This window comes from Puia sp., assembly GCF_035546395.1.
Classification (GTDB): Bacteria; Bacteroidota; Bacteroidia; order Chitinophagales; family Chitinophagaceae; genus Puia.
Genome location: NZ_DASZXR010000014.1, coordinates 288,928 through 303,952, shown reverse-complemented (window position 1 = coordinate 303,952; position 15,025 = coordinate 288,928). Strand labels below are relative to the sequence as shown.

The 15,025-nt window shown below is 52.6% G+C and carries 11 protein-coding genes and 1 tRNA gene; 3 read left to right on the top strand and 9 right to left on the bottom strand.

Annotated elements, in window-relative coordinates; genetic code table 11:
* Positions 1 to 40 precede the first annotated feature (40 nt).
* Positions 41 to 114: transfer RNA gene (locus tag VHE34_RS13925), tRNA-Pro, on the top strand.
* Positions 115 to 208: 94 nt separating this feature from the next.
* Here the strand turns inward: VHE34_RS13925 and VHE34_RS13920 are convergent.
* From VHE34_RS13920 to VHE34_RS13900, 5 genes are all read right to left on the bottom strand, one after another.
* Positions 209 to 889, bottom strand: a complete 681-nt coding sequence (locus VHE34_RS13920) for a hypothetical protein (protein WP_325588881.1) — start codon at positions 887 to 889, stop codon at positions 209 to 211.
* 85 nt (positions 890 to 974) lie between these two features.
* Positions 975 to 1,928 carry a hypothetical protein gene (locus VHE34_RS13915; RefSeq protein ID WP_325588879.1) on the bottom strand — a complete coding sequence of 318 codons (954 nt, stop codon included), beginning with the start codon at positions 1,926 to 1,928 and terminating at the stop codon, positions 975 to 977.
* A gap of 122 nt (positions 1,929 to 2,050) precedes the next feature.
* Positions 2,051 to 5,149 (bottom strand): GAF domain-containing hybrid sensor histidine kinase/response regulator, encoded by a 3,099-nt coding sequence (locus tag VHE34_RS13910; protein ID WP_325588877.1) that lies wholly within the window; start codon positions 5,147 to 5,149, stop codon positions 2,051 to 2,053.
* A 10-nt stretch (positions 5,150 to 5,159) separates the two neighbouring features.
* The gene (locus tag VHE34_RS13905) at positions 5,160 to 7,439 is read right to left on the bottom strand and encodes a TonB-dependent receptor (RefSeq protein WP_325588875.1); all 2,280 of its coding nucleotides are present in this window, start codon (positions 7,437 to 7,439) and stop codon (positions 5,160 to 5,162) included.
* Between the two features lie 36 nt (positions 7,440 to 7,475).
* Positions 7,476 to 7,991 (bottom strand): YfiR family protein, encoded by a 516-nt coding sequence (locus VHE34_RS13900; protein WP_325588873.1) that lies wholly within the window; start codon positions 7,989 to 7,991, stop codon positions 7,476 to 7,478.
* Between the two features lie 313 nt (positions 7,992 to 8,304).
* Here VHE34_RS13900 and VHE34_RS13895 point away from each other — a divergent pair, with 313 nt between their 5' ends.
* Positions 8,305 to 9,168: a collagen-like protein gene (locus VHE34_RS13895; protein WP_325588871.1), complete on the top strand. Its 864-nt coding sequence runs from the start codon at positions 8,305 to 8,307 to the stop codon at positions 9,166 to 9,168.
* A gap of 129 nt (positions 9,169 to 9,297) precedes the next feature.
* On the opposite strand, the gene VHE34_RS13890 is transcribed toward VHE34_RS13895, so the two are convergent.
* The 3 genes from VHE34_RS13890 to VHE34_RS13880 form a co-directional block, all read right to left on the bottom strand.
* Positions 9,298 to 12,003 (bottom strand): TonB-dependent receptor, encoded by a 2,706-nt coding sequence (locus tag VHE34_RS13890; protein WP_325588869.1) that lies wholly within the window; start codon positions 12,001 to 12,003, stop codon positions 9,298 to 9,300.
* Positions 12,004 to 12,084: 81 nt separating this feature from the next.
* Positions 12,085 to 13,128 carry a FecR family protein gene (locus VHE34_RS13885; protein WP_325588868.1) on the bottom strand — a complete coding sequence of 348 codons (1,044 nt, stop codon included), beginning with the start codon at positions 13,126 to 13,128 and terminating at the stop codon, positions 12,085 to 12,087.
* Entirely contained in the window at positions 13,125 to 13,646 is a 522-nt protein-coding gene (locus VHE34_RS13880; protein ID WP_325588867.1) for an RNA polymerase sigma-70 factor, read from the bottom strand. Before VHE34_RS13880 ends, VHE34_RS13885 begins: the two co-directional genes overlap by 4 nt.
* 177 nt (positions 13,647 to 13,823) lie before the next feature.
* On the opposite strand from VHE34_RS13880, the gene VHE34_RS13875 reads away from it, so the two are divergent.
* Positions 13,824 to 14,198: a hypothetical protein gene (locus tag VHE34_RS13875; protein WP_325588866.1), complete on the top strand. Its 375-nt coding sequence runs from the start codon at positions 13,824 to 13,826 to the stop codon at positions 14,196 to 14,198.
* A 2-nt stretch (positions 14,199 to 14,200) separates the two neighbouring features.
* Here VHE34_RS13875 and VHE34_RS13870 read toward each other — a convergent pair whose 3' ends face one another.
* Positions 14,201 to 15,010: a hypothetical protein gene (locus VHE34_RS13870; RefSeq protein ID WP_325588865.1), complete on the bottom strand. Its 810-nt coding sequence runs from the start codon at positions 15,008 to 15,010 to the stop codon at positions 14,201 to 14,203.
* Positions 15,011 to 15,025 lie beyond the last annotated feature (15 nt).

Below are 15,025 nucleotides of genomic sequence, written 5' to 3'. Positions count from 1 at the left end.
TTGCGTCCCGTTTGACGGACAACGCGCCCGCCAAACGCTTCGGGAAGTAGCGCAGCCCGGTAGCGCACTACGTTCGGGACGTAGGGGTCGCAGGTTCGAATCCTGTCTTCCCGACAATGAGTCTAAAGCTATCTTAAGACGGAAGCCCGTAACACACAGTTGTTGCGGGCTTTTTTGTTAGACCGGAATCCACTTTTAAGGATAGTGGTCAACAGATCAACAACAACCTTTCCTGTCCGGGTTTTTCTTTTGGCGCCCGGTGAATGCAAGGAGGAACCTGACATTCGGGATGATCGACCGCCAATCTCCATAGGTTGCCGAGCCCCAGGGATATTGGCCGGGCATCAGGGTCAGCCTGATAATGCAGATCAAAGAAATGCTCACTTAGGAATGATTCAAAACCTTCATCTGCTCCATGATATAGTTTTTTGAGTTCATCACGGATTGCTGGGATAAGTACTTTCTTTTGGCTTTGTGAATTTGGCAATATTTCACTCGATTCGCCATAGTAGGTACATAAAAAGGTATCGGTTGGTATGGGAGAGCGATCCACATGAAAAGAATAGACATCGGTTGGGAAAAATGGGCAGGTATTATCCCGATCATAGTGGTTGATCACGTTAAGGATTGGTGATGCGCCATGAGCTTCCAATACCTTTAAATCATCTAAAATAATTTCACGGGCGAGTTGCCCTTGTTCACTCAAGGGAAGGTCACGAAGTTCCTCTTGTTCAATTGTTGTTATATTTCCGCATCGCGTAACCTTTTGAACGATCTCTGAAAAGTCACCTGTTAGTTTGCGAGTCCAACAAATTGCATTTATTTCTCCAATAAATGGCGTAGAAACAAGGTCTTTAAAATTCGAGACGAAGCAGTTTTCTATTCTCACGTTGATGCAAATATATGCGCAACTGATCCGGTTTCGCAAATTTTTGTCGGCCCGCCACCCATCGCTCCCGCCGCCGCAATGCTTTTTATTTTGTCCACGCCGCCAAGGGCACCGACCATATATTCAACGAGCCGGTCTCCCATTCAATGCGCTCCAACGCCCGCCTTCCACTTCCTGCTTCCCCAAAACTTTCGCGCTTGGGCGCCCATGAACTTGAAAAGTACACTCTTTTCCCATCCGGGCTCAGCCTCGACTCGATGCTCGACGATCCCCGGTTCACCTCTGCACCCAGCGGCTTAGGCTCACCCCAGATCCCGCCTTTTCGGAACACGATGAACAATTCCATCATCTTTGCAGGCGGCCGCTTGCTGCTGAATACGATAAAGGACTCATCCGCCGCTACGGCGCCATCCACATCGCTCACCGTGTCCGCGGCACTGAACGGCACCGCCACGGGCGCCTGGTATGCGCCGCTTCGATATTCACTTCTGAACAAATGAAAATGCCCGGTATCCCGCACCGGTTTCATAAAATAAAGCGACCCGTTCGCCGTCACCGCCGGCGAAAAAATAGAAGAGTCACTGTTGATCAGATCCGGCAGGCGCCGCGGATCACTCCAACCCTCTCCTATCCGGTCTACCCGCCACAAATTCCCTCCCCCGCCCGGATAACGCTGGCTGTTCCACATACCATCCAACACCTTGCCTCCCGGAACGACGGGCCGGTTGGATGAAAAGATCATGTACCGGCCATCCGGCGACATTGCCGGCTCGATATCCTGCCATTGCCCAGAGAACGCCGCCACCTCGGGCTTGGACCAAACCCCGGCCCGGAGCCGGGATACGAGGATGGTGCCGGTCATCGCCACCCCGCTTCGATGAAAATAGACGGTCTTTCCATCCGGACTGAACGCCGGCGCCGCGTCGGCCACCGGCCCTGAAATGGTTCCCGGCCCCAATAGCTCCGGTTCCACCGCCTGCGCGAAAACGCCACATCCTGAAAGGCCCAACTCCACGAGAAACAATAGCCGCTTGATCATAAAAAGATTTTGAGCCAATATCCTCCTTCACGGGTTTCTGGCAAAGCCGATTCAACCGATGCCCGCCCTGTTTCAATCAATTTCCCCATGCAACAAAATTGAGACAAAAGGTGGACAGGTAGTCAATTCGCAGACCCGTTTTTCAAATAGGTCTTCAAAATGTGTTCAATTTCCTGCAGGTGGAACGGCTTCGAAATGAAATCATCCATGCCCACCGCCAGGCAGCGTTCGCGGTCCTCCTTCATGGCATCCGCCGTCAGGGCGATGATGGGAATATGTTGGTGTTTTGAAGGCTGCGAACGGATCTTCGTGGTGACAGTGTATCCGTCCATCACCGGCATATTGATATCCATGAAAATGACCGCGGGATCGTATTGCTCCAGTTTGGCCAGCACTTCCGCCCCATCGGTAGCCTTGATGATCTCGAGGCCCATTTTATCCAGCACCTCGGAGATCAGCAGCATATTCATCGGCTCATCCTCCGCCACCAGGATCCGGGCGGCGCCGGAGAACCTGTTCATGCCGGCCAATGGAGCGGTCGTTTCTTTCGGCAGTGACGGGTCGCGGAAAAAAAGCGACAACAGCTGGACGAGGCTCCCCAGTTTGACAGGCTTCGACAGGAACTTGTGGATACCGGTCTTTTCCGCCTCTTCCTGCAGGATGCACTTATCCAATGAGGACAACATCAATATAAAAGGTTCGTCCGAGCCGCGGATCATGTGCTTGATCTCTTTTACAAGGGTAATCCCATCCATGCCGGGCATCTGGTGATCGGTGATGATCAGGTCGAAAGGGCAGGCGGTCTTCATCGATTCGCGGATCAGGACCAACGCCTCCGGGCCGCTGTGGCAGATGGCGGCGGGAATATCCAGGTATCGGAAGAATCCTTCCATAAGCTCACAGTTGGTCAGGTTGTCATCGATGACAAGGGCATGCTTCAAGACACCCTTCGGGACGGGACGGAGCGGAGGCTGCCCGTCGATTACCTCCAGCGGAAGGTGTAGAGTGAATATGCTTCCTTTTCCCACTTCACTCTCTACGCACAGCGTACCGCCCATCAGTATGGCAAGGGACCGGGAGATGGTGAGGCCCAGTCCCGTCCCCCCAAACCTGCGGGTAGTCGAATTGTCTGCCTGTGTAAAGCTCTCGAATATCTGGTCCAATTTTTCCGCCGGAATGCCCATTCCGGTGTCTCGCACCGAAATGGCCAGATCCATTTCCGCTGTACCCTTGCCGTGGACTGCAGGCGCCGTTCCGCTCACGCTGACGCAAATTTCCCCGGAACTGGTGAACTTGATTGCGTTGCCGACGAGGTTCATCAGGATCTGCCGGATACGGACCTGGTCGCCAAAAAATTGCGCAGGCAGGTGCGGGTCTATATTGCAAATGACCTCGAGTTTCTTTTCCTGCGCTTTGATGGCCAGTATATCCGCCGTCTCCTCCACGAGTTCGTATAGCGAGAAGGCGGCCCCGTCGATCACCAGCTTGCCGGCCTCGATCTTTGAGAAATCGAGGATATCATTGATGATGCTCAGAAGGTTATTGGCGGACTTGCTTACATTTTGCAAGTACTCCAGCTGTGTCTTTTGCAGACCCGTGCTGGTAAGCACCAGTTCGGTAAAGCCCATAATGGCGTTCATGGGCGTTCTCAGCTCATGACTCATATTGGCCATGAACTCACTCTTGGCCACGCTGGCGGCTTCGGCGCGTTCCTTGGCGATCACCAGCTGGTCTTCCATGTCTATCCGTTCGATGGCCGAGCCCAGAGTGGCGGCAAAGGACCCGAGAATGCCGGTCTCCGTTTCCGTCCAGGTCTTTTCCTGATGGAGGCCGTTGAAACTTACGAACCCCCAAAAATTATCCCGCACAAAAATGGCGACGGCGGCAATGGATAGTATCCCTTTCTCCAGGTACAGTTGCTTTAGCCTGGAGTCCTGTATATCCCTGACAAGAACCTGGTACGGTTTGCCCAGGATCAGCGGTTCCAAGGATTGGTCGATAGGGAGTAAATGCTGAAAGTCCGGGTGGTTATATTCGACGCGGTCGGTTGCCGATTCCCAACGCACCAATTGGTCGATATACCATGGCTCACCCGCTTCACTCATCGCCGCTCTGTAAACGTTGACGACATCCGCGGGCATCCTGATGCCCAACAGGCGGATGGCCTTGCCCGTAGCCTCGGAGAAATTGCTGTTGCTGATCAGCTCATGCGTCGCCAATCCTACAGCCTGCAGCAGCTGGTCCTTCCGTTGCAAATCACCCGTCATCGCCCTCACCTCGCTGTCGCTGGCCTTGAGGTTGTCGCGCATCGACAAGAGCGCTTTGCCCAGGATATCCTCATCGCTCAGGGGCTCGAAGGGCGTCTCGAAATTCCGGCGCCCCACCTGCTGAGCAAAATGGCTGGTTACGCGCAGCTTCTCCGAAAGGCTTCCGACACACCGGATCATCTCCCCCATCTCGTCGTTGGCCACCGGGTAGTCCGGTTTGCGGATGATGCCCCTGCCAAGGTCGGTTACGATCTCCCGTATCTTATGTATGGGCCGCAGGATCGATCTTGTCATGATGGACGAAAAGACAAGCCCGGCCGAAATAATGGTAAGTGACAGGATGATCAGCAGCATCTGGAGCCGGAAGGAGGAGCGCTCGAAATCCCTGTTGGCCCTTTGTTCGATGGTCTGGCTCATGGCGATCATCCGGCTCAGCCGGTTCATCAGCTCGGCCGTTCGGGGAAGCACCTCGTCTTCCACTTTACGCTCTGCCTCCAGCTTGGTCACCGGATCGTCATAGTCGCCAAACGACTTCAGCGACCCCATGATATCTTTTTCGACGGCGAGCAGTTCCTCAAAGCCGGAAAAAAGCTTTTGAAGGCTGTCCCGTCCCGCCTGGACGTCGTGAGAGATGCGGGTGTCCCATTGGCCGGCATACCCCAGCAGTCTCGCCTTCATCGATGCGTACCCCGTCTCATGGAGCCGGATAAGCGAATCCTTGTCCTCTTTTCCCGACCGGAGGAACACCCAGTTGGTAATGTACATCTTCGACTCCACGATCATCTTCTTGAAGTCGTTCTCCGATTGAAGGGAAGGCGCGATCACCTTCGAGATATGTTCGGATAGCTTTATATAGCCGTTAAGGGTCGCGATCGTAATGGATGCATTGACCATGAACAGTCCCACGAGAAAAGTAAAACTGAAATAAATCTTACGCCTGATAGTGAGTTTCATAGTTTGATCTTTAGAAGGTCAGGTTGACGCCCGCCAATACCCGGATGGGGTCTTCCCGCTGACCATAGAATACTTCCGAAGGTGTCTTTTTCAGGTCCATGTTGAACCCGACGCTGCGATAGTGCTGGTTCAGCGCATTGCTGAGGTTGGCAAACAGCGAAAAATGGTCGGTTAGCGCGTAGCGAAGCGAAATATTCAACAAAGCATACCCTGGTATCGTCTGCCGCCTGATCACGCCGCCGGCGGTGTCGGCGATGCCCGTCAGCCGTTGTCTGCCCATCAGGACAAGCCGCGGAGAGCAGGTAAGCCGTCCTTCCCGGATATCCCCCTGCAGATAACCCATCCACGGTGAAATGAAGTCTATCTGCATATCCTTGTTTCCCGGTGCCGGAGAGCTGGATTCTTCTTCCTGCACTCCATCCGTATAACTCGCAGCAGCAAGAACATTTACATGCGCGTTCCCCGCGGTAAACTTCCAGTTCAGCTGGAGGCTGCCCCCATAATTCTTTTGCCGGCCGTCGTTGACAAACACCTCGATATAGTCCACTGGGATGCCGTTGAACGAATTGTTGTAAAGACGGGTCGAGTTGTTGTCGTCGGCGTAGGCATGCAATCCCCGGAGAGTGTTGTAGTAACCATCAAGGGACAGGATCAGGTTATCGGTCAGGTTATGCCGGATGCCGAGTTCCAGGTTATTCGACCGGATGGGCTTTAGCCCCGGATTGGGCAGGTGCAGGAACGAGGAATGATAGGTGCGCCCCGAGTCCTGCGTGTAAAAGGAGCCCCACTGACCGTAAGCTTCTGTTGGAGCCGGAGACAGGAATGCGCTGCCGTATAGCAGCTTGACGGTCGTGCGCCGGGTGGCATTGAACACGATGGCCGCCCTTGGATCGAACGTACTCCCATACCAGGAATTGTTCTCCACCCGTGCGCCCAGCGTAATATGCAGCCTGCTGTAGGGAATCATCTGCGCCTGCGCGTAGGCGCCGGTGTTATGGTATTTGATAAGGTAGAACTGCGCCGGCAGTCCTTCCGGGCGGTAAAGGCTTCGGCTGCCGAGATAGATCCCGTGTACATAATCCCCTTCTTTCACCGGCTTTTCCAGGTCCGCGCTTTGGGCGAGCGCATTATGTCTCTCATAAACCGCACCGGCGGTAAAATGCAGCTTTTCGGACGCCTTGTAGTCCAACTGTTCCTCCGCTCGTACCTCCGAACAGGTGGAATATTTATAAGCAGGCTCCATGGCGGTGTACAGGTTCCGGTAGTTGGAGTTCGGATCGAGATTGTATTCGCTGGACATCAAAGAAGTGGAGGTCCTTATCGCGCCCAGGGTCCGCTGGTACGACGCATTGGCGGTATTAACGCTTTGCGCCATAGATACATCCCGGTTATAGAGGGCATTGGCCGGATTGTTTCCATAAGCCGTCGGCGTCCTGCTATAGCCGCGGAAGAACGCTAGGGTAAAATCATTGATATGGGCGGCCGCATATACATTATAGGCCCTCAACGGAGCCTCGAACCGGGGCTTTACCGGGGCGACGGGCGTGAACGGCCCATAGAGGGTTGGCAACGTTCCGGTGGAATAGGCGGAAACATCGTACGCGCTGTCTCCCCGGTACAGTTTGCTGTAGTCCGGCCCGGGATCGTCTGCATACTGTGCCGAGACGGTAAGGTCCGCGTCGTCATTCAACCGTTTGGCCAGGAAAAGGGATGTATTGGTGTATCCATAGCTGCCGGCCGCTGATTGGGCATCTACGATCATTTGCCGGGAAGACCCGGGTTTACGCGTGATGATATTGATGACCCCTGAAACTGCATCCGCGCCATAGAGCGCCGAGGCCGGTCCATAAACGATCTCCACCCGCTCGGCCAGGTTCACCGGATAATTTTCCATCACCGGCATCGCCTCCCCGGAAGGACTCGAAATCCGGACGCCGTCCAACAGCAACAGGAATTTTTCGATACCCTGTGTGCCCCGGACGGTGAAACCGTTCCGGATGCCGGATAAGATCTTGTCATCCACCTTCATCTCCGGCAGGTCGTACATCAGGTCCAGCAGGGACTGATATCCCCTTGCCCTTATCTGGGCCCTGGTCACGAGGATCACTGCGGCCGGCGCCAGCCCGATCTCCTGCATGCTCTTGCTGGGCGCCGCGACTTTCACATTCAATAATTCCTTTAAGCTCATGTTCTCCAACCTGCCCGTGTCGGACTGGGCCAATACGGCAATGGATCCACTCAGCGACAGCAAAAGACAGGTCAGCCGGGGTAGGGGTAAAAAGGGCTTCATAGATATTTCCTCATTTTTGGTCGGCGTTGCTGGACATTATTTCACCAGGATGCCCAGCGCCAACAACTCGCCTGCAATCCTCAAATTCCGTTGCTCAATGTTGTTTTTGTTGATTTCCAGTTTAATACGATCGTCGACGACGATGAAGTTGATACAGGAGCCTCTACGGGCCATCCCTTCCGACTCCGTCACCAGCAGCGTCCCCGCTCCTGCCGTCGCACCGGCGATCTTTCGCATCATATGGTTCTCCTCTTCGGGAATGAATAGCAACTGGCAGGGATAGGCAGGAGAAGCGGAAGGGAATTTCTTAAGGACGATCTTTCTTGTCCCCACCGTCTTGCCCGTCAGAAAGCCCGACATGTATTCGAAAATGGCCGGCGTGCCTACGACCCCGATGACAAAATCCCCGGATTTGTCAGGCCAGTCGATGTATTTGGTAAGGCGGTAGATGATATTTACCTGGATATCATAGGCCGCGCCCTGCTGCGCATGCGCAGAACCTGCGGTAAAGGATATCAGAGCCAGGAAAATTAATCGAACGAGTACTTTCATAACGCCTCGGTGTAATATCGTAAAATCCGAACGCATGATATATAAAAGTCATGCGAAAGGCGGGTTTTAAATGAGTATTAAGCCGGAGACTTACGGAAGGATAAATTAATCACTTAAAAATGCGGGTCCGAAGGGTATGTGATCTCAGGTGGTATCGAATTGCCCCCACAAGGTTGGTTTCATCAGTACCTTATGACAAGGCATGGGGGGATACTCTTAAATTAATTTAAAGTCATATACAAATCTCGTCGCATAGGTATTCGCGTGCCTACTTTCGGTGCATCGATTCTCGACCCTTAAAAAGTAATACCGCATGAAAAACCAACTGAACAGGAAAGTCCTATTCGGGCTTTTGTTAAGCATTGCCATCTCTTCTCTTATTTTCCCGTCCTGCAAAAAAGGGACTGTAGGTCCCGCCGGGGCAGCGGGCACCGCGGGTGCGAACGGCGCCAACGGTACTAACGGAAATACCATCCTTAGCGGGGAAGGCGCTCCTGCCGCCAACCTGGGCGCCATCGGCGACTTTTACCTGGACATCACCACTACGGCTCTCTATGGTCCAAAGACCGCCGGCGGCTGGGGATCACCCATCTCACTTGTCGGCGCCTCCGGCACACCGGGTATACCTGGCGCACCGGGCGATTCCGGCGCAACCGGCCCCGCCGGTCCGGGCGCCCTTGTTGACACTTTTTCCATCTACACGGACAACTGGACGATGGGCGACAGTGTATATGTTCAACACGACAACACGAACTATTCGACCTTTGCGGCAAAGTCCGCCACGCGCTGGATCGGGGAGCTTACACAGGACATCCTGGACCATGGGATGATACTGGTGAGTTTTACGCCTTCGCCGCTCAATGAACCCACCCAATGGCTGCCCATTCCCTATACCATCCCCGGGACCGACCCGCATAATATGCAGGTGAACTATAACTGGTCGTATGTCACAGGCGTACAGGATCTGCGGCTGCAATTCTATTTTACGCCGTACTCCAATACAACCAATAACTACTATTACTATTGGCCGCTAACCGCCGGGCCCGATCTGCCCGAGTTCAACGTGCCGGACGCAAGGTATAAGGTGGTTATCATCCCGGCCAGCGTCACGCAGGAGATCACTTCCATCACAAAACGAAAATTTTCCAATACAGGAAAGGTTTTGTCCAACTTATAAGTACCGGGTCGACAGAGAATACGATAGGCGCCCGCTTGCAGATCCGCAAGCGGGCGCTTTCACTCACTGCGGACCCATCGGCCGTCCCCGCCGCCCGGAGAACCGATGAGCGCGTGTTTTCAACAAGACTTAAAACTTATATCTCAAAGACACCTTGAAACTCCTTCCGAGCAACGGCCGCGCCAAAAAAATATATTGACCCGCTGCGGCGCTTTGGATCTCGCCCTGGCGGGGATTGCCTTCCGTAAGCCCCAGGGAATTGGTGAGGTTGTCGATAACCCCAAAGACCGAGATCTCCCTGGTAACATTTACCTGTGCATCGATATCGAGCTTTGTATAGGCCGGAAGGATCTGGGAGTTGGCAACATCCGTATAGCGTTTCCCTTCGTATTCGACCGGCGCCTGCAGGCGAAGATGATTGCCGAACAGGTTGAACCCCGGAACGACCCTGAACGAGGCTTGCGGTACGCGGATCAGCTTATTGCCATTGTAATTGTACTTCTGGGTCAGCGTCCCGCCCGTTACAGCCTCGGCGACAAGTCCCTGGTATTCTCCATGCTGTAAGGTTGCCGTCGCCGAAACATCAAACCATTTTACCGGGAAAAGGCTGCCCTCGAGTTCGAGCCCATAGGTATTGGTATTGGCAAACGCGTTGACCGTGGTGAAGCCGTTCAGAGTGCTGACCGTGTTGGAGAAGCCGACGTTATTATACCGGGTAAAGAATCCCGTGGCATAAAGAGAGTAAAGCCGGCGGGCAAATTTGAATCCAACTTCGCCGAGCTGCATGGTCTGGGTAACCGCCGAGGAACTGACATTGTTGTAATAAGTCGCAAATCCGGGGATGCGCGCCGCGGAAGTGTACCTGCCGAAAAGCCCCATATCACCCGACAGTTGATAGTCTGCGCCTAATGTCCAGGTGGTGTAATCAAAATGATGGTTATAACCTTGCCAAACGCCATTCCCGGTAGTCATCGCCGAGGTCGCGTAAGTACCCAGGTTCACGGTTTTCGATTGTTCAACAACCCCATCCGTTTGTGTGTATTCCCACCGAACGCCGCCATCGATACGGAGGGCCGGCGTTATCTGCCACTCATCACTGACATAAAGGGCATTGGTGGTCTGTTCGCCATTGGCGTCCGCCCACTCATATCCATATTGAGATACGCCGTTGTCGGAAAAATTCTTTACCACCTTCCCGGCGCCATCCAATGCCACGATGTTCAGCAGTCGTGAATTATTTTCAACATCCAGGTAGACCTTTGAAGAATACCGGCTGAAGTTTTGATTGAAGTGGGCATAGTAGTAGCCAAAGTTGAAATCGTGTTTGGACGAACCGGTGTAGAAGACATGCGAAAGATGAAGGTCGTTGTCGACTTCGGTCTGCGGCATGGTAATCCCTCTTAATCCACCCTGAATGACCATCCCGTTGCCGTTCTGGTTAGAGTTGAAGGCCGTGCCGGTGGTTACATATTGGAATCCCAATTTCGAGGCGCCCGGCGCCTGCCCCAGCAGGCCGGACTGGGCCTTATAGAACGAATCGGCGGTCAACAGATTCAGCGCAAAAAGTCCATTGCGCTGGGTCTGCGTGTTGCTGTAACGAAGCGAATTCTTCAGGAACCAATCCTTGGCAAACTCGGTCTGGAATTTGACGGTTACCTGGCTTCTGTTGACGGCCGTCCCGACCGTATTGTCATAATGGTAAAGGCTGCTGTCGCCCTGCACCATGTTCATTCGCTGGGTTTCGGCGCCGGCAATCGCCCCATAGTTGCCGTCAAAACCGTGTACGCCAACGATCTTCCCTTTGCTGTTATAGGTCATCGGCAGATCGGTGTAAAACACTACATCGTCATTCAATTGCTTGAAGTCGACACTAAAGGATGATTTGTCCCAGGTCTTGCCGAGAGAGGCCCTGATCTGACCCCCATGATTGCCGGTGTAACCCGGGTTACGCACCCCGGTCCCCGTGCGGTAAAAACCTCCGGCGGAAAGTTTCCATCCGTCGCCGATGGGCGCGCCGACCCAAAAATCAGCCCGGTTCAAACTATAGTCGCCCGCGGTCAGCTTAAAAACTCCCTCTGTCTTATCACCGACGGCGCGCGGGATGAAGTTCACGGCTCCTGCCGGGGCATTCGAATAAAATACCGAAGAGGGACCGCCGCGGACCACTTCGATGGATTGAATGGTCTCGTCGAAACGAAAGGCCTGGTCGACATTCAGGTAACCCAGCGCCGGGTCGTGTTGTACAGGGATCCCGTCCTCCAGCAGCTGAATGGATCCGTAACCATCCACAGGGACGCCCCGGGCTCTCACATTCCCACTCGCTTCACCCCCGGTTGCTTCCACCCAGAAGCCCGGTACGGATTTCAGAGCCTCGGTGACACTGGTGGGCGCTTGCAAGCTGAGCGCATTGTATCCAATTGTCGTAACGGAATAGCTGGTGTTGAGTTTTGTGCGGTTTAATGCACCGGCGCGTCCCGTAACGATAACTTCATTTAAGCCATTTTCCACCGCCTTTAATTTGATCAGCAAGGAAATGTTGGCGTCGGCCTTTATATCATATCCCGAGATCGTCTGCGTTTGAAAACCGACATGGGATACGGCAAAGGAATAAGGACCTCCCGCTGACAAATTATGATAGATGAAAATACCCAAAGAATCCGTTTGGGTCGTGGTCGTTGTGCCGGTACTGTGGTTCCTGGCGACAACGGAGGCATAGGTAACGGGTTGGCCGTTCTCGTCATTTACCTGCCCCTTTATTTCATTGATACCCTGAGCGTTGGACGTTAGATTGATATGGAAGAGAAGTGCTAATAATAGAAAAAACGGAATCCGCATGAAGATTTTATTTCTCTATTATACGCATCGCCGGCAAGGACCCCTTACTGTTAATATTAACTTAATGTCGGCTTGTGAAAGCTAATTGCTGATGATCAGGCTATCCCCTTGCCTGTGGAATCGGAATTTATTCAGCAGCGTGATGCTTTTGAGGATATCGGAAAGCGAATCTTTTTTATCTATTTTTCCGATAAAGGTCCGGTTGCCCAGGTCTGCCTTATTATAGATGATCGGGGTATTGTAAATAATTTGCAATTGGTCGAATACGACATCGAGCGGGTAATTGTCGAATAAATAGCCATTGTCCTTATCTTCTTCCAGGTGAAGGACACGGGTCGATATCGAATCGATTGATACGCTCTTCGAAGTGGCGACGGTTGCAGCCTTGATGCCTGCCGACCCCTTGTTTACCTTTTTAAAGATGAAAATATCCCCGGGAGCCAGGTAATACTCGTTTTTATTGTCCCTTACCGATGAGTCGGGAATTTTGACCATCACCCTGCCTTCATGCAAAATTACTTTGGTGGCCTTACCCGCTTCATAGGAGTTGACTGTGAAACGGGTGCCGAGGACCGTGACCAGGATAGAATGGCTGGAAACGGAAAAAGGTTTGGCGGCGTCTTTTGCGATGGTGAAAACGGCCTCCCCATTTAATACCACCTCTCGTTTTAAGGAATTGAAATTGTCGGCATAAGAAAGCGTGCTGTTGGGCGACAATTCTACGGTAGAACCATCAGGCAGGCTAAGTCTCTTGTTCTGAGGAGTAGTGTTGGAAACGTTTGTTGTTGCCGCCGCCGTTGCAGCACCCGAACCGGTCTTTTGCCCCTTTGAATGGTAAAGCCAGGACAGGCCTGCCACCAATAAGAAGGATGCGGCAACAGCCGTCCACCGGAACCTGGAATGACGCGTGACCGGAGGTGTAGCATTTTTATAGATGTTATTCCACAATTTGCCGGATTGTTCGGGCAATAAAGCCTGGGTCGCCTGAAAGTTCTCCCATTCTTCCTCTCCGATATACTTTTTCAGATTGGCCGGGTTTTCATTTAGCCAAGCCGTCACGATCGCAACTTCCTGGGCGTTGCATTTTCCTTCAAAAAATTTTATTATGAGTTCCTCTGTTATCAAACTATATGTTTTTTTATCTGCTTCAAGGCTTTGTAAATATGTGTTTCCACCGTTTTGGAGGACACGCAGAGGGTTTCGGCGATCTCCCTATAGGACATCCCCTGCTCACGGCTCATCTCGAATACCTGCTTTCTTACCGGGGGCAGGTCGTTAACAGCCTTGGTGATCCTCTTTTGTAGTTCGGCCCCGCTCATTTTTTCATTGGTGCTGTCGATCCCTTCCTCGATCTCCATCGAATCGAGCCGGGCGGTAACTGCATCTTTTTTCTGATGCTTTCGTAGCAGATCGATCAATATTGTCGAGGCGATCCGGAACAGCTGGGTGGAGATAGTGTATTCTTCCTTCAGGGTTTGGCGGCATTGCCAGAGCTTGGTAAAGGCCATCTGGACGACCTCTTCCGCGATATATTCCGATCTTGTTTTGTGCAGGATAAAGAAATAAAGTTTTTGATGGTATTGTTCAAATACTCTTCTGAAGCAAGATTCGTCACCATCCTTTAAGTCCTTAGTTCTAAGCATATCGTTGGCTCCTGATCGGATATAAAGTAAAGGAAAAAGACACTTTATTTAGTGAATAAGCCAAATGATTTCCGAAATAAAGTGAAAAATAAATTTGGCCGGCGAAAACCGATCTGATTTACAAGAGGTTAACGGCGAGGCACAAGTATTGTTCTTGTAGCTCCCAAAAGTTAAAAGATGAACAAGGAACAATTAATTGAAATGACAAAGGATCTGATCTTTCATGCCACCCATTTCGATCTGCCCTATGTCCAGGAAACCTACGCAGACAAATTATTGGTGGTCAACGTTGATGAGAGCAGCGGGGTAGATACGATGAACAAGGAGCAGCTGGTCGCATTTATCCGGCAGAACAAGGAGGCCAATACCCCACCCTTTTCCACGAAGACCGAATTCCATTATGCGGTTGGGGATGAAAACATGGGAATGGTCGTGATGACCCGCGAATTGGAGATGAATGGGAAATGGAGCCGGAAGTTCTTTACGGTGATCTGGGAGAATGTGGCGGGAAAATGGCAGATCGTTAAAGAGTCGTCGGTGGTGCGCGGCTAAATTTACGGATAAGCATAAAAGTCGCAATATTCCTCATCGCACAAGAGTCTGTGCAAGATGGGACTTTTCAGTACCTCGGTATAATCCATCGGCCTGCCGTTGACAAATATCTTCCGGTACACCAGCCGGATCCCATGGCTGTAATCTGCATACCAGTTGACATGCCCCGTATATAAGGGTTGAATAGCCACTCCATTGAGTCGATGCCACCCATAAATGGCGACCCGGTCGGTTTTTTCTGACCGGGTTATCTTCCCACTGATCACCACATCCTTCTTGATACCCGCGATCAATCCCTTCCGCCCTTTCCGCTGTCCTTCCACGATCAGGTGGTGCTGCCACATCGTGATGCTGCTGTCCCGGAAGGCATACATCGGCACCGGCTCCAGCTTCACCACGGATTGCTTGTAGATGTCGTCGACCATCTTCCGGGTTGGAAGGAAACAGTTCAGGCTATCGGCGATCTTTCGGGCGGCCATCGGCGTCAGCGGAACCCGCGCCCAATCGGCATCAGTACCTATGCTTAGATAATCCGGCGCGACATAGTACGAGGCGTCGATTTTTTGGCCGGTGGCCGAATCGGCGATGCTTGTCCGGATGCGGACGAACTTTCGCAGGAAGGCGGGCATATCGCCCGCTAACACCAATTGAACGGCCAATGAATCGCGCTCTTTCCAATGCCAGGTAGTCACCGTCTTATAGAATTCCGTTCCGCTTATTGCCGGTATCGCACCCTTCGGCGATGGGAGGACCTTGCGCGCGGAGCAAGCCGTACAAAAGACAAATGACAAGCCGATAACGAGTCTTCGCATATATTGAGTAATTGT